We start from the raw sequence: 16142 nt of genomic DNA, 5'->3' as shown, positions 1-16142 counted from the left end.
TTACAGAATTTCTTATCTTTGCAGAATATGGAATTTACAGCTTCGCAAATTGCAAGTTTTATTGACGGAAAAATAATAGGTGACGAAAGTGCACTTATTACTGGAGTTTCACCTATTGAAAGCGGGGAAACAGGACATCTTTCTTTTATAGCACAAGATAGATTTACGCATTATTTGGATACCTCAAAGTGCTCCGTTATCATTGTTTCAGAAAGTCTTATTACAAAAGATTCTTATAATTCTACCATTATATCGGTGAAAGATGCCTATCTTTCTTTTCAGATACTCATGAACCTTTATCAGGAAATGCAGGGAAAAAAAGAAGGTATAGAGAATGGCTCTTCAATCCATGAAACGGCAGTAATCGGTGATAAAGCCTATATCGGGGCTTTTACCTATGTTTCAGAGAAAGCAAAAATAGGGGAAGGATCTCAGATCTACCCTCATGTTTATATAGGGAAGGGGGTAAAAATCGGTAAAAACTGCAAAATAGACAGCGGCGCCAGAATTTATGACTACTGCATCATCGGGGACAACTGTGTGATTCACTCCAATACGGTAATAGGTGGAGATGGATTTGGTTTCCAGCCGACACCTGAAGGATTTAAAAAAATTCCGCAGTTGGGGAATGTAATCATTGAAGATGATGTGGAAATAGGATCAAACTGTAGTATTGACCGCGCAACCATCGGATCTACCGTTATAGGAAAAGGTACAAAAATAGACAATCTGATTCAGATTGCACATAATGTAAAGATCGGTAAAAATAATGTAATTGCTGCACAGGCCGGTATTGCAGGCTCTACAACCATTGGCGACTGGAACCAGATCGGCGGCCAGGTAGGTATCGTAGGTCATATTAAAATAGGAAGTCAGGTGAAAATTCAGGCCCAGAGTGGCGTAAATTCCAGCGTTAATGATAAAGAAACGTTGTACGGCTCACCGGCAATTAATTATAATGATTATCTGAGAAACTACATTCATTTCAGAAACTTTACTGAAATTGTTAATAGAATAAAAAATCTTGAGAATAACTCAAAAGATTAAACTAATGAGTGATATGCAAAAAACGCTTCAGCAAGAAGTAACACTTTCCGGGATCGGACTTCATACTGGTAAAGAAGTAAAACTGACCATGAAACCTGCCAAAGAAAATACAGGTTTTGTTTTTGTAAGAACAGACCTTGAAGGACATCCGCAGGTAGAAGCAGATGTTAATTATGTAGTAGCTACGGAAAGAGGGACAACATTAGAAAAATTAGGTGTTAAAATTACAACTTGCGAGCATCTTTTAGCCGCATTGGTAGGTTGTGATATCGATAATGCGATTCTTGAAATGGATGCTTCGGAGCCTCCGATTCTCGATGGATCTTCAAAGTATTTTGTTGAAGCGATTGAAAGTGTTGGTGTAGTTGAACAGAATATTGCAAGAGAATATCTTGTTGTAAAAGAAGTGCTTACATACAATGATCCTGCTACGGGATCTGAAATTACCATTATCCCTTCTGATACCTACGAAGTGACAACTATGGTAGACTTTGGGACTAAGGTTCTGGGGACACAAAATGCCACTCTTAAAAATATTTCAGAATTTAAAGATGAGATTTCCTCAGCAAGAACATTCAGTTTCTTACATGAGCTGGAAATGCTGTTGGATCACGGCCTTATCAAAGGAGGTGATATATCAAACGCTATTGTATATGTAGATAAGGATCTTACGCCGGAAACCACAGAAAAGCTTAAAAAAGCCTTCGGTAAGGATAATGTTTCTATAAGACCAAACGGAATTCTTGACAATTTAAATTTAAATTATCCTAATGAAGCTGCAAGACACAAATTACTGGATGTGATTGGGGATCTGGCTTTGGCAGGAGTAAAAATAAAAGGAAAAGTTATTGCCAACAAACCGGGACATTATGTAAATACCCAGTTTGCGAAAAAACTTAACCGCCAGTGGAAACTGCAGAAAAAGAAAAATGTTCCGGACTTTGATCTTACCAAAGAACCGGTTTTTGACATCAACGGGATCATGAGGCTGATGCCGCACAGACCACCGTTTTTGCTGATTGATAAAATTCTTGAACTTTCAGATTCCCATGTTGTAGGGCTGAAAAATGTAACGATGAACGAACCATTCTTCGTAGGACATTTTCCAAAAGAGCCTGTAATGCCGGGCGTTTTACAGGTGGAAGCATTGGCACAGACAGGAGGTATTCTTGTATTGGCAAGTGTTCCAGATCCTGAAAATTACTCTACCTATTTCATAAAAATTGATAAAGTAAAATTCAAAAGAAAAGTAGTGCCGGGAGATACCATTATTTTCAAGATTGAATTGATCGAGCCGATCAGAAGAGGAATCGTCCACATGCAGGGCTACGGATATGTAGGGGATGCGGTTGCCGTAGAAGCAGAATTAATGGCTCAAGTTGCAAAAAATAAAGTTGATTAAATGATTCATCAATTAGCAGCCGTAGATAAGCGTGCGAAAATCAGCAAAAATGTAATCGTAGAACCTTTCACTACCATTGCAGGGGACGTAGAAATAGGAGAAGGAACATGGATTGGTCCCAATGTTACCATCATGGATGGAGCAAGAATTGGTAAAAACTGCAGAATTTTCCCGGGAACCGTAATTTCGGCAATTCCTCAGGATTTGAAATTCGATGGTGAAGATACTCAGGTTATCATCGGGGATGAAACCACCATCAGAGAATGTGTTACCGTAAACCGAGGGACAAAAGCACTCGGATATACTAAAATCGGTACCAACTGTCTCATCATGGCAACGTCGCACATTGCACATGACTGTGTGATAGGAGACCACGTTATCATTGTAAACGGTTGCGGGATCGCCGGACATGTAGAAATTGGTGATTATACCGTAATGGGGGGATTATCCGCAGTGCATCAGTTTGGGAAAATCGGAAAACATGTAATGATTTCCGGAGGTACACTGGTAAGAAAAGATATTCCACCTTATGTAAAAGTTGCGAGAGAGCCGATGTCTTATGCAGGAATCAATTCTGTAGGATTAAGAAGAAGAGGATTTACTAATGAGAAGATATTTGAAATCCAGAAAATCTACAGAGCTATTTTTCAGATGAAAATGAATGTTTCCCAAGCGATTTCACATATTGAAAAAGAAATGCTTCCTACTGCAGAGAGAGATGAGATCCTTCAGTTCATCCAAAACTCTCCGAGAGGAATCGTAAAAGGCTACGGAACCGGAAAAGAGTAATCAGCAAAATTAAAATATGAAAATTTTAATCTTTTTTTTCATGCTTTCAGCGACTTCTGTGTTTGGACAGCAAACGGAAGGATTAAAAACTCAGAAAACAACAAAGAATTCCATCCTGGAAAGAAAACTTCCCGAGAAGTCTCAAGACAGCCTCGCCAGAAGTAATTTTAAATCTATCCTGAAAAAGGATAATTCAAGCTCCGTTTTTGGAACGGCGAATCCTTATAATTCGGAAGTTCAGATGAATGTGAACCGTTTGCAGAATAATGTAAACACTTTTAATAACAATACATTCAACAGAATGATACCGCAGGGGGAGGGAATACAATTTAACAAAAGAAAATAATTATATACAAAATTAATGGCAACAAGTAACGATATCAGAAAAGGGCTTTGTATTGAGTACAGCAACGATATTTATAAAGTTATCGAATTTCTTCACGTAAAACCGGGAAAAGGTCCTGCTTTCGTTAGAACAAAGTTAAAATCTGTAACCAACGGAAAAGTAATTGATAATACTTTCTCTGCAGGTCACAAAATCGACGAAGTAAAAGTAATCACCAGAAAATATCAGTATCTTTATGATGATGAGAACGGATTCCACTTCATGAATAATGACGATTTTTCTCAGCTTTACCTGAATAAGGAAATGATTGAAAATTCAAACCTTATGAAAGCCGGTGAAGAAGTTACTATCATTCTTAAAGAAGCAGATGAAACACCTTTATCTGCAGAATTACCACAGTCTGTTTACCTTGAAGTAGTAGAGGCTGATCCTGGAGTAAAAGGTAATACAGCAACCAATGCTCTTAAAAACGCCATCGTTGAAACAGGAGCAAGAGTAATGGTTCCTTTATTTATTGAGCCGGGAGACAAAATTAAAGTAAGTACGGAAGACGGTTCTTATTTAGAAAGAGTTAAAGAATAATTTTAATAAAATTTACAGAAATTCGGAATGTGAAAGCAGACCGAATTTTTGTTTATAAAAGTCTCGCATAGTCCCAAAAGGAAGATTTATAAAATCGGATATAAGTCCGATAATATTTTGATAAAATTTAAACCTCATTAAAAATATGAAGTTTCATCAGCCACAAAAACTTAGAACAATTGCTGATATTATCGGAGCTAAATTCATAGGTCCTGAAGATTTTGAAGTACTGGGAACAAACGAAATTCATATGGTAAAACCAGGTGATATTGTTTTTGTAAACCATCCGAAATATTATGACAAAGCCCTGAATTCCGCAGCTACCATTATTCTTATTGATAAAGAAGTGGAATGTCCTGAAGGAAAAGCTCTTTTGGTTTCTGAAGACCCTTTCAGGGATTTTAATAAGATCAATACCCATTTTACAAGAATTTATAACTTCACGGAAGAACTTCATGATGTTGAAATTGGTGAAGGAACGCATATTCATCGTTCGGCAGTCATAGGAAACAATGTTAAAATAGGAAAAAACACCCTTATCTTCCCGAATGTTGTGATTGGCGACAGAACAGTCATCGGCGACAATGTTGTCATTCAGTCGAATACGGTTTTAGGTGGTGATGCATTCTATTACAGAAAACTGGACGGTAACTTTGATCGTTTAATCTCTGTTGGAAATGTAGTCATTGAAAGTAACGTTGAAATTGGAAACGGATGTACAATTGACAGAGGTGTGACGGATTCTACGGTTATCGGTGAAGGTTCTGTTTTAGATAACCAGATCCAGATAGGACATGATACGGTAATCGGTAAAAGATGCCTTATTGCTTCCCAGACGGGAATTGCAGGATGCTGTATCATTGAAGATGAAGTAACCATCTGGGGGCAGGTGGGGATCGCATCTGGTCTCAGAATAGAAAAAGGGACCGTTTTACTCGCAAAAGCCGGAGTGAACAGAGATTTAACTAAAGGAACATACTTCGGTTTCCTTGCAGAAGACTTCAGAACCTATCTGAAAAAAGAGGTTAAACTGAGAAATCTCAAATAAACAAATTGTTTAGATTTATCTTTAATCAAAGAAATTTAATTAAATTTGTGTGCATTTAAAAATTAATAAATAAATTAAATAAATAATAAAATGTCAATTTTAGTAAACAAAGATTCTAAAGTAATTGTACAAGGATTTACGGGGAATGAAGGTACTTTCCACGCAAGCCAGATGATCGAATACGGAACCAACGTTGTAGGTGGTGTTACTCCGGGAAAAGGAGGAAGCGAGCACCTTGGGAAACCTGTATTCAATACTGTAGCTGATGCTGTGGCAAAAGCCGGAGCAAACGTGAGTATCATTTTCGTACCCCCTGCATTTGCTGCTGATGCCATTATGGAAGCTGCCGAAGCGGGCATTAAAGTAATTGTATGTATTACCGAAGGTATTCCTGTAGCAGATATGGTGAAAGTAAAATCTTATATTGCCGACAGAGACTGCAGATTAATCGGTCCGAACTGCCCGGGAATCATTACTTCTGAAGAAGCTAAAATTGGTATTATGCCAGGTTTCGTTTTCAAAAAAGGTAAAGTAGGTATCGTTTCAAAATCCGGTACGCTTACTTATGAAGCAGCAGATCAGGTAGTAAGAGCCGGTTTTGGTATTTCTACAGCGATTGGTATCGGTGGAGATCCTATTATCGGAACTACGACCAGAGAAGCTTTGGAATTATTCATCAATGATCCTGAAACGGAAGCAGTTGTAATGATCGGAGAAATCGGTGGGGGTCTTGAAGCAGAAGCAGCAAGATGGTACAAAGCCAGCGGTTCTACAAAGCCGGTAGTAGGTTTCATTGCAGGACAAACTGCTCCTAAAGGAAGAACAATGGGACATGCAGGTGCTATCGTTGGTGGCGCTGAAGACACAGCCCAGGCAAAGATGGAGATCATGAGAGAAAACGGTATCAATGTAGTAGATTCCCCTGCTGATATTGGTGTTACCGTGGCTAAGGTTTTAGCATAATTTAAAAAATATACACAATGAAAAAAATTTTATTATCCTCCGCCTTGTTATTGTCGGTGATGTCTTTCGCACAAATAGACTTCAGCAGTACAAGATTCGGGGTGTCTGCCGGAGGTAATCTTTCGGCAGTAAAAAATGCTCACAATCCCTCAGGAAGAAGACTTACGGTACAGGCAGGATTTCTTGCTCTGATTCCTGTAGGCAGCACTAATCAGTTTTTCCTTCAGCCTGAAATACAATATTTCGGGGCAGGAGAAACAGGAAAAGATAAAGATTTTAAAGGTAAAGATGGTTATGATGCTGTCTATGCCAATAATTATCTTAGTGTACCAATCAGTTTTAAGGCCTATTTCTCCGAGGCAGAATCAGAATTCTTCGGATTGATAGGACCAAGATTTAATTTTTTGATAGACCAGCGGACAAAAAACGCTCCCGTATCAAGACCTTATTACGACCCGGATGTTACGGTATCGTCTTTGCCTAATGTCAATGGAAAAGCGAATAGCTTTAACCTTGGAATCGGCTTTGGAGTAGGCTACAGCTATAAAAGACAACTGGAAGTAGCTGCAAGATATGATTTTGGACTTTCCAATACGTATCCCGGTCTTGATTATGAACCGCAGGGAACTACTAAAAATAAATCTGAACAGGTTCTCAGTATAAGTCTGAACTATATTTTTAGATAAAAATTATGTAATTCAAGCATAAAAAATCCCGAACTTTACTTCGGGATTTTTATTTTAACTCTATCTACATTCATTATCCTTTAATCCATTTCCAGAGCTCTTTTAAGGTCGCTTTATTTCCATACATCAGGATACCCACCCTATATATTTTTCCGGCTAAGAAAATCATAAAAATAGTAGTTCCCAAGAGTAGGGCGATTGATAAAGCAATCTGCCATGCAGGAACTCCAAAAGGTATTCTTGCAATCATGGCGACAGGAGAAGTGAAAGGAATAATGGACAGCCAGAAGCCCAGCGGACCATCCGGATTATTCATTAAAGAAAAACTGCCGTACATGCCCAGCATTAAAGGAAGAATGGCAAAAAGTGTGAATTGCTGTGTTTCCGTCTCATTATCCACCGCAGATCCAATCGCTGCATATATGGAACTGTAAAAAATGTATCCCAAAAGGAAAAACACGATAAATACAAAAATGATCAGCGGAAAATTAAGCTCCAGCAAACTGTGGGAAACCTGGGTGGCAATCTGTGTAACATCTAGCTTATTAGCCAGTTCTTCATTTCCTCCGGGGATGTTTTTCTGAATCGATGAAAATCCTGTATTCAGAACCAGAGCACCAATTACAGACATAGTGATCCAGACAACAAACTGCGTTAAGGCTACAAGCGTAACGCCTAATATTTTCCCCATCATCAGCTCAAAAGGTTTAACTGAAGAAATGATTATTTCCACCACACGGTTATTTTTTTCTTCCAGCACGCTACGCATTACCCTTACTCCGTAAATAATGATAAACATGAAAGTGACATACATCAGAAGGATGCTCAACCCGCTTTTTACCCCAAACGCAAGATCAGAATCTTCCTTATTGTTTTCAGAAACATTAATCGTTTTAAGGGTAAAGCTTTTATCAAGATTGATGAGCTGGGTTTCTGCAATACCTAATTGCTTTATTTTTTCTTTTTTAATAACTTCATTAATGTCAGAAACAATTTTTTGCTTGGTATCAAAGCCTATTTTATTATTAATAACAAGCCTTGTGTTTTTCTGAAGATCATCGAAGTTCTTATTTTTAAGTTTCGGTAATACTAAGATACCATCTAATGATTCGTTACCTTTTAGATTGTTAATTTTCGACTTTTCATCTGCTGCCGAAACAAAAATGTATTTCAGCTGGTCTGAAGATTTCAGCTTATGGGTAAATAATCCGCTTTTATCAACAACTTCAATAACGCTGTGAGACTCATTAGCTTTGAACATAAGGCCGATAACCGCTCCGAATGCAACAAGGAGAATAGGCGCCAGAATCGTCAGTATAATGAAGGATTTTTTATTAACCTGCGTCAGAAATTCCCTTTTTGTAATTAAAAAAATATTATTCATAATTAAATATTGCTGCTTACTGCATTAATAAAAACTTCATTCATACTCGGGATCTTCTCTTCAAACGAACGTACTTTTCCTATATGTACCAGTTCAAGGAGAATATCATTTTGATTCGTTTCGTTTTTAAGATCAAAGGAAATAAGATTGTTTTCATTTACAATATTGAAAAGATCATATTTTCTTTTAAAATTATCAAACTGAATATCCTGTACTTCCGAAAGTGTAATTCCAAAAATATTTTTTTTGAATTTTTCCCTCACATCAAATACTCTTCCGTCAATAATTTTTTTAGAGTTATTAATAAGCGCAACATAATCACACATTTCTTCCACGCTTTCCATACGGTGTGTTGAAAGAATTATCGTGGTGCCATTGTTTTTAAGATCAATAATCTGGTCCTTAATAAGATTGGCATTCACAGGATCAAAACCCGAGAAAGGTTCGTCCAGAATCAATAAATTAGGTCTGTGAAGAACAGTAACCACAAACTGTATCTTTTGTGCCATACCTTTGGAAAGCTCAGACAGTTTCTTTTTCCACCACTGATCGATATGCAGCTTATCAAACCATTTCTTTGCTTCGTTCAAAGCGTCATTTTTAGTCATGCCCTTAAGTTCCCCAAAGTAAAGAAGCTGATCTCCTACGGTCATGTTTTTATAAAGCCCTCTTTCTTCAGGCATGTAGCCGATATCTTTAATATGATCCGGATTGAGTTTTTGTCCATTGATCATAATGTCTCCGGAATCTGCCTGGGTAATCTGGTTGATGATGCGGATAAATGAAGTTTTTCCGGCTCCGTTCGGTCCTAAAAGACCATACACGCTTCCTTTCGGAACATGGATGCTGAAATCGTCCAATGCTACTTTTTTGCCCGCATTGTAAGTCTTTCTGATATGTTCAGCTTTTAGCATTAAATTGTTTTTACTGATTAGTATGAAAAAGTTCCGAAAGTTACGGAATTATTGAAAACAGATTAATCTAAAAGAAAAAATCCTGATGATTATCAGGATTTAATTATTGTTTTACGATTTGTGTAACCTTCATGGTGTTGTCGCTCAATATGTAGCGGATCAAATATTTTCCGGGTTTTAATTTTTCAATATTAATTTCCCCCGAATTCATATTTACAGCATAATTGGCAACCTGAGTTCCCAAAATGGAATAGAAGGTCACACTTTTAATTTTAAGATTAGAGTCCTTCGCCTTTATAATCAGAAAGTCCTTAGCAGGATTCGGATAGGCTACAAGGACACCATCATCAGCTTTCTGAGAAAATGCTGAAGGCTCCTTTATCTGAGCTTTTGCATTATTGGAAAATCCAACAAAAGCGCCTAAAAAGATAAATAAAAGTAAAAGTTTTTTCATCAAATTACAATTTCTATAAATATATTAAAACAAAAGTAAACAATTCTACAATCTCCTGCAATACTTTTTTGTTTAAGTTGTAGTAAATTTGCATTAAATTTCATTCAAAAAGTATTCCAAATGATACATTCAAGAAATAGAAGACTGAGAGTAAATGAATCTGTCAGAAGTCTGGTAAGAGAATGCTCCCTTACTACAAGTGATTTCGTAATGCCAATCTTCGTAATGGAGGGCGAGAATAAAGAAGAACCAATTGCGTCAATGCCGGGGATTTTCAGGCGAAGCATTGATCTGACAGTGAAAGAATGTAAGGAATTATTTTCTTTGGGAGTAAAAGCAGTCAATCTGTATATGAAAGTTTCGGATGATCTTAAGGATAATACCGGAAAAGAAGCATGGAACAAAAACGGATTAATGCAGAACACGATCAGAGCGATAAAAGATGCTGTTCCCGAAATGGTAGTGATGCCCGATGTAGCACTTGATCCCTACTCAATTTACGGACACGACGGGATCATTGAAAATGGTAAAATTGTGAATGATGCAACCAATGATGCTTTGGCAAGAATGTCTGTCTCTCATGCAGAAGCCGGAGCAGATATTGTGGCACCGAGCGATATGATGGACGGAAGAGTTCAGGTGATCCGCGAAGCGTTGGAAGAGAGCGGATTTACCGATGTGGGGATTTTAAGTTATGCGGCAAAATATGCGAGCTCATTTTACGGACCTTTCAGAAGTGCTTTAGACAGTGCGCCGAAAGATAATATGGAAATTCCGAAAGATAAAAAAACATACCAGATGGATTTTCATAATTCACGTGAAGCATTGAACGAAGTTTTCAAGGATATTGAAGAAGGCGCAGATATTATCATGATTAAACCGGGACTTCCATACTTGGATATCGTCTCTAAAGTTCGTGAAGCTATTGATCTTCCGATAGCGGTATATAATGTAAGTGGTGAATATGCAATGGTAAAAGCTGCCGCACAGAACGGCTGGCTGGACAATGATAAAACGATTGTAGAAAGTCTTACCTGCTTTAAAAGAGCGGGAGCAGATATGATCTTTACCTATTTTGCGAAAGAAGCGGCAGTGATTTTAAACAGATAATTCCATCAGTGATAATTACTAAAAAACACCTCAACTGAGGTGTTTTTTTTATCCGAAACAAGCCTTGTAAAAAGGTGATCCGGGAACAATGGGATTTGCTCCGCCATTATCATTCACACAAATATTCGTTGGACACAAATACCAGCCTGCCGGGCAATTTCCGTTAGCGTCAGGAGGTCTTATGTTTCCTCCGTTCACATTCATCAATTCTTTTCTAGATAATTTTTTCATGATAAATATAATTTGGTAGAGCTAAATTAATGATTTTTTTCACAGGTTGTTGATAAAAGTTTAGAATATAAAATTTTTATTTAATGAATTAAGTTATTTAAAAAGGTTTCACGTACCACGTTCTATGAGCAAATTATAATTTAAATAATCTCAGAAAGAGGTTATTAAAATATGCTAAAACTTTGTTGCAATCACAGCAATCTGAAAATTGAATTCAAAAAAACTTTATCTTTGCCCTTATGATTTTACGAGGAGAAAACTTAATCAAAGAATACGGTCCGAAAAAAGTTGTAAAAGGCGTATCTGTACAGGTTCAGCAGGGAGAGATTGTTGGATTGCTCGGTCCGAACGGAGCCGGAAAAACCACATCTTTTTACATGATTGTAGGATTGGTTAAGCCTACTTCGGGAAAAATTTTTCTAGACAAACAGGAAATCACAACGGATGCGATGTATCGCAGGGCCCAAAAAGGTATCGGATACCTTGCACAGGAAGCTTCTGTCTTCCGAAAACTCTCTGTGGAAGAAAATATTATGGGAGTTTTGCAGCTGACAAAACTTTCAAAACGTGAACAGCAGATCAAATGTGACGAGCTGATTGAAGAATTTTCGTTACAGCATGTCCGCAAAAACAGGGGAGATCTTCTGTCCGGAGGGGAGAGGCGTAGAACGGAAATTGCGCGGTGTCTTGCCACGGATCCGAGTTTTATCCTTCTGGACGAACCTTTTGCCGGAGTAGACCCAATTGCTGTTGAAGACATCCAAAAAATCGTAAGAAGCCTGGTAGATAAAAATATCGGAATCCTTATTACCGACCATAATGTACAGCAGACGCTGGCTATTACGAATAAGACTTACATTATGTTTGAAGGACGAATCCTGAAAGAAGGTCTTCCGGAAGATCTTGCCAATGATCCGCAGGTACGGGAAGCGTATTTGGGAGAAAACTTCGTTTATCAGAGTATTTTGGATAAGCCCAAAAAGAAAAGTTATGCCTATAATATCTGGGCCGGAAACTTCGATTCTAAGGCACAGCTGCAGGAATTTGTGAATCAGAATTTCGCACAATTCGATGATCTGAGGTTAATGTACGGTTTTGAAGATATCAGTTTCGCATCATTAGGAAATTCGGAGATTCAGCATATTTTCAATGATGTAGTGGATAAAACGGCCAATAATGCTTTTGTATTTCAGAAAAAAGAAATCAATTCCCAATACTCACTGGAACAGGCGGAGGCCGAATCTAAAGCTGCGAGCAGAGAGGAACTGCATTATCTGACAACTTACATGTTCGAAAATTAATTAAAGCAATTATTTGCTGAAAAATAGAATAAAACGTACCTTTTTCATTGTAAAACGGTACGTTTTCATTTAAAAGAATTTGTATGGCAAAACCATTCAACAGAACGGTAACCTTATTCGGAATTTATAAACAGCTGGTTCCCTTTATCAGGCCATACCGTCTGATGATTTACGGGACCTTGTTTCTTACATTTTTGGGAGCGCTTGCTGCCCAGGTAAATCCTTTGGTACTGAAATACACCGTAGATGAAGTTACAAAGCTTACCCGTCTTCCGCATCCGATGTCGGAAGGAATTCATGTGCTGGTGGTAATCTCGGTAATTTTATTAGGGAAAGAACTTGTGAATATTTTTATCAATTTCGGACAGAAATTTTACGGTGAAAAAATAAGGATTAATGTAAGCTCGGTGTTGGCTCAATCAGCCATCGACAAGATTCTTACCTATCGTGTTGCTTACTTTAATGATGAAAATCACGAATCGGGAAAGCTGCAGATCAGGATAGACAGGGGAATTGAAAGTTTAACCAGGCTGGTTCAAAACTTTTTCATTGATATGCTGCCTCTTTTTTCAAATGCAATTATCGCTCTAATTATCATGTACTTGCAGAATATGTACGTCGGAATAGTTTCTACGATTATTGTTCCCATTTATTTTTATATCAGTTCTTTACAGGCGAAAAAACTGAGTGGTGTAAGGAGAACATTGAGAAACCAGCGTGAGCAGAAAACTTCGGGATTATTAAATCTGATTAATTCCATCATGGTTATTAAAAGTTTTGTAAGAGAAAAATTTGAAGGTAAAAAGCAATATGATCTTCAGATGCAGCTTATGGAAAGCCAGATGTTTACCCGGAAAACGAATTTTATTTATGACGGATTAAAAACTTTTATCGAACAGTTTGGTGTGGTCCTGATTATCCTTTTAACTGTTTACTTAGTGCTGGATCAGCAGATGACCATCGGAGCGATCATGCTGCACATTATGCTTTTTAATAATGTTTCGGCACCCATTCGCCAGCTTCACAGGATTTATGACGATATGAACGATGCCATGATTTATGCCGAAGGGTATTTCGATATATTAAATGCTGACAATGAAAAAGAACCCAATGGAAATTTCGTTGAAAAAGACATCAAAGGAAATTTTGAACTGAAAAATATCAATTTTACTTACCCAAACGGAACCCAGGCTTTATATGATGTTTCCATGAAAATCGAAAATGGAAAAACAACGGCATTGGTGGGTCTCAGTGGAGCCGGAAAATCTACCATTATCAACCTTTTATGTAAATTTTATCTTCCCGATTCAGGAGAAATTCTTTTGGATGGAGTTGATTTAAATAATTTTGACAATACTTTTCTTAGAAATGATCTTGGCTTGGTACTGCAGAAAAACCATATTTTCCAGGGAAGCATTGAAGACAATATCCGGTATGGCAATATGGATGCAACATTTCGGGAAATTGAAGAGGCCGCCAAAAAAGCATATCTCCATGAGCAGATTCTGGATTTACCCAACGGTTATAATCACGATGCTACCCAGCTTTCCGGAGGACAGCAGCAGAGAATTGCCATTGCCAGACTATTCTTAAAAGATCCGCCGATTATTTTCCTTGATGAACCCACAGCAAGTCTTGATGCCATTGCAACAGAACAAATTAAAAATTCTCTGGATGCTATAAAAGAAGGCAGAACGGTAATTATCATTTCGCATTCTTTATCACAGATTTTAGATTCGGATAAAATATATGTCATGAAAAGAGGAAGGGTAGTGGAAAGCGGAACCCACGATGAATTGGTACAGATTAACGGAACTTACCGCGAAATTTTCGATGCTTCCGCGAGAAGTTTAAATCTGGATAAACTGGTTAATAGTTTTAAAGATAATTAGATGTTTAATAATTAAAAAGTAAAAAGTGAAAAGTGAAAAGTGAAAAGTATTTTTGTTAACTTCCAACTTCCAACTTCCAACTTCCAACTTCTCACCCCTAATTACCCATGAATGATCATTATCTCAAAAAACTTGACCGGGTAACCGCAATTCTTACCCAATTACAGTCGAAACCGGTTGTAAGAGCGCACGATTTGGCGGCGAAATTCGATGTAAGTGTAAGAACGATTTACCGGGATATCAAAACATTGGAAAATGCCGGGATTCCCATTATCGGAGAAGCCGGAAGCGGCTATTCTTTAATGGATGGTTATAAACTTCCGCCCGTGATGTTTACCAAAGAAGAAGTGCTGAGTTTCATCACGGCTGAAAAGCTGATGCAGAAATTTTCCCATCAGAGTCTGGGAAACCACTACAGAACAGCCATGGAAAAAGTGCGCTCTGTTTTGAAATATTCAGATAAAAACCTCATTCAGAATATTGAAAAACAGATTGATATCTTTAATTATTATCCTGAAACAGAAGATCATATTAAAGATATTCTTCCGATAGTTTTGGAAAGTATTGCTGAAAAACGACAGCTTACCATGGAATATAAAACGATTGACGGTAGCGTTTCGATGAGGACTATTGAAGCGGTAGGCGTTTTCTTTGAGTTTAACTATTGGTATATTATGGCTTTCTGTACGTTGAGGAACGATTTCAGACAATTCAGGGTCGACAGGATTTTACAGATCTTTAAAACCCAGAATCCTTTTCTTCAGGAATATGGACAGATCAACGACTACAGGCAAAATGGAAACGGAAATAAGACCATCGTCAAACTTCTGGTTGAAAAAAAGATCATCAACCATCTTTCCAACTCCAAAAAATATTACGGACTCATCGATGAAAAAGAAACCGATCTGGGGATGGAACTTACCTTTGAAACCGAATGGATTACAGACGGATTTCCACGCTGGCTCATCACTTTTGCAGATTATGCAACCATCCTGGAACCGGAAATTCTCAAAACCAGACTGGCCGAGCTCATTGAAAATATTTCCGTAAAACACCAAAAAACCTCAGCCAATAGTTGATGCTGAGGTTATTGCAAAATTTTAATAATAGAATTGTAAGATTTTAAACAAACGATGTTCTATGTGTATTGTTAATCAATACCCGTAATCTGTAGAGAGGCATCAGAAAGCTTAAAATCTCTCCCAAAAAAAAGGCGGTTCCATTCCAAGTGCTCTCAGATAAACGTAGCCTTGTCCGCGGTGATGGATTTCATTGTCTACGAAATACAGAATATTCTGATAAACAGGAAATTCGTATTGTCCGAATAAATTGAATGTTTCCTGAAAACGCTCTTCTGAGATTTGCGCGAAATAACGGTTGATCACTTCTGTTTCCTCATCCCATTTCTTCAGCAACTCTGCTTTTGTTGTAGGATTAAAGCCTTCTTCATTGTAGCCTTCCATGTTTTTCTCTACAATTCCTTTTAAAGCAGGACCGCCGATACTGATGAGTTCAACCACAAGTTTTGCAAAAGGTCTCATTCCGCCAATGGAAAATTCAAAAAGCTCTTTTTCCGGGAAGGCCTCAATTACTCTTCTTGTAAGATTTCTGTGTCCCTGCCAATGTTCAAGTAGCTGTCCGGAAGTCATGAATTGGGTAGTGTTAATTGCTGTAGTTGTCATAATTTAATTTGTTTGTTATTGTTGATACAAAGATAAAACCGGTTGATGACAACAGTTTGTCAGTAGGAATTTCAGTATTGAAAATTTTTTAATTGTCTAAAATATTCTGCAGGTTTTTTGCGTTACAATTATGTATTATGCAATGTTAGGTAAATAATAATTTGAGAAGTGATCGGTCGCAGGGCCGGTCATTTATTTTAATTCGGAAAAGTGGAACTTCTAAGAACAATTTGATATCTACAAGCCGTTGATTATTTTATTTGAAGCTTTTCCTGCTCTCCGCACTCGCTTTTTTTATTTTCAGGCTGCGG

16 protein-coding genes and 1 pseudogene are annotated in these 16142 nt (G+C 37.6%); 12 read left to right on the top strand and 5 right to left on the bottom strand.

Annotated elements, in window-relative coordinates; all coding sequences use genetic code 11:
* The first annotated feature begins 27 nt into the window (after positions 1–27).
* The 8 genes from lpxD (at position 28) to ODE14_RS10140 (ending at position 6863) form a co-directional block, all read left to right on the top strand.
* Complete coding sequence (gene lpxD, locus ODE14_RS10175) at positions 28–1047, top strand: UDP-3-O-(3-hydroxymyristoyl)glucosamine N-acyltransferase (RefSeq protein ID WP_248391382.1); 1020 nt, start codon at positions 28–30, stop codon at positions 1045–1047.
* A gap of 4 nt (positions 1048–1051) precedes the next feature.
* The gene (locus ODE14_RS10170; RefSeq protein ID WP_263601368.1) at positions 1052–2449 is read left to right on the top strand and encodes a bifunctional UDP-3-O-[3-hydroxymyristoyl] N-acetylglucosamine deacetylase/3-hydroxyacyl-ACP dehydratase; all 1398 of its coding nucleotides are present in this window, start codon (positions 1052–1054) and stop codon (positions 2447–2449) included.
* Complete coding sequence (gene lpxA, locus ODE14_RS10165; RefSeq protein ID WP_248391384.1) at positions 2450–3238, top strand: acyl-ACP--UDP-N-acetylglucosamine O-acyltransferase; 789 nt, start codon at positions 2450–2452, stop codon at positions 3236–3238.
* A 16-nt stretch (positions 3239–3254) separates the two neighbouring features.
* Positions 3255–3584: a hypothetical protein gene (locus ODE14_RS10160; protein WP_263601367.1), complete on the top strand. Its 330-nt coding sequence runs from the start codon at positions 3255–3257 to the stop codon at positions 3582–3584.
* 15 nt (positions 3585–3599) lie between these two features.
* The gene (gene efp, locus ODE14_RS10155; protein ID WP_027379799.1) at positions 3600–4166 is read left to right on the top strand and encodes an elongation factor P; all 567 of its coding nucleotides are present in this window, start codon (positions 3600–3602) and stop codon (positions 4164–4166) included.
* A gap of 145 nt (positions 4167–4311) precedes the next feature.
* Positions 4312–5214, top strand: coding sequence for an LpxD N-terminal domain-containing protein (locus ODE14_RS10150; protein ID WP_248391388.1), 903 nt, complete (start codon positions 4312–4314; stop codon positions 5212–5214).
* A gap of 90 nt (positions 5215–5304) precedes the next feature.
* On the top strand, positions 5305–6177 hold the full coding sequence (gene sucD / locus ODE14_RS10145; RefSeq protein ID WP_029294782.1) for a succinate--CoA ligase subunit alpha: 873 nt from the start codon (positions 5305–5307) through the stop codon (positions 6175–6177).
* A 17-nt stretch (positions 6178–6194) separates the two neighbouring features.
* Positions 6195–6863, top strand: coding sequence for a porin family protein (locus ODE14_RS10140; RefSeq protein WP_263601366.1), 669 nt, complete (start codon positions 6195–6197; stop codon positions 6861–6863).
* Positions 6864–6936: 73 nt separating this feature from the next.
* Here the strand turns inward: ODE14_RS10140 and ODE14_RS10135 are convergent, their stop codons facing one another.
* The 3 genes from ODE14_RS10135 to ODE14_RS10125 all read right to left on the bottom strand — a co-directional run bounded on the left by ODE14_RS10135 (position 6937) and on the right by ODE14_RS10125 (position 9615).
* A complete protein-coding gene (locus ODE14_RS10135; protein ID WP_263601365.1) occupies positions 6937–8247 on the bottom strand; it encodes an ABC transporter permease in 1311 nt (436 codons plus the stop codon).
* Between the two features lie 2 nt (positions 8248–8249).
* Positions 8250–9161 (bottom strand): ABC transporter ATP-binding protein, encoded by a 912-nt coding sequence (locus ODE14_RS10130; protein ID WP_248391394.1) that lies wholly within the window; start codon positions 9159–9161, stop codon positions 8250–8252.
* Positions 9162–9264: 103 nt separating this feature from the next.
* Positions 9265–9615, bottom strand: a complete 351-nt coding sequence (locus tag ODE14_RS10125; RefSeq protein WP_248391396.1) for a T9SS type A sorting domain-containing protein — start codon at positions 9613–9615, stop codon at positions 9265–9267.
* A gap of 120 nt (positions 9616–9735) precedes the next feature.
* Here ODE14_RS10125 and hemB point away from each other — a divergent pair, with 120 nt between their 5' ends.
* Positions 9736–10725, top strand: coding sequence for a porphobilinogen synthase (hemB, locus tag ODE14_RS10120; RefSeq protein ID WP_263601364.1), 990 nt, complete (start codon positions 9736–9738; stop codon positions 10723–10725).
* Between the two features lie 48 nt (positions 10726–10773).
* On the opposite strand, the gene ODE14_RS10115 is transcribed toward hemB, so the two are convergent.
* Entirely contained in the window at positions 10774–10956 is a 183-nt protein-coding gene (locus tag ODE14_RS10115) for a hypothetical protein (protein WP_072885197.1), read from the bottom strand.
* A gap of 239 nt (positions 10957–11195) precedes the next feature.
* Here ODE14_RS10115 and lptB point away from each other — a divergent pair.
* The 3 genes and pseudogenes from lptB to ODE14_RS10100 form a co-directional block, all read left to right on the top strand.
* Positions 11196–11921: pseudogene (gene lptB, locus ODE14_RS10110) on the top strand (LPS export ABC transporter ATP-binding protein); the annotation flags it as partial.
* Between the two features lie 500 nt (positions 11922–12421).
* On the top strand, positions 12422–14149 hold the full coding sequence (locus ODE14_RS10105; RefSeq protein ID WP_263603833.1) for an ABC transporter ATP-binding protein: 1728 nt from the start codon (positions 12422–12424) through the stop codon (positions 14147–14149).
* A gap of 107 nt (positions 14150–14256) precedes the next feature.
* Complete coding sequence (locus ODE14_RS10100; RefSeq protein WP_248391402.1) at positions 14257–15228, top strand: helix-turn-helix transcriptional regulator; 972 nt, start codon at positions 14257–14259, stop codon at positions 15226–15228.
* A 111-nt stretch (positions 15229–15339) separates the two neighbouring features.
* On the opposite strand, the gene ODE14_RS10095 is transcribed toward ODE14_RS10100, so the two are convergent.
* A complete protein-coding gene (locus tag ODE14_RS10095; protein ID WP_263601362.1) occupies positions 15340–15831 on the bottom strand; it encodes a DinB family protein in 492 nt (163 codons plus the stop codon).
* Between the last annotated feature and the right edge of the window lie 311 nt (positions 15832–16142).

Source organism: Chryseobacterium sp. PET-29, assembly GCF_025736815.1.
Classification (GTDB): Bacteria; Bacteroidota; Bacteroidia; order Flavobacteriales; family Weeksellaceae; genus Chryseobacterium; species Chryseobacterium nepalense.
This window is presented reverse-complemented; position numbering and strand designations above follow the sequence as displayed.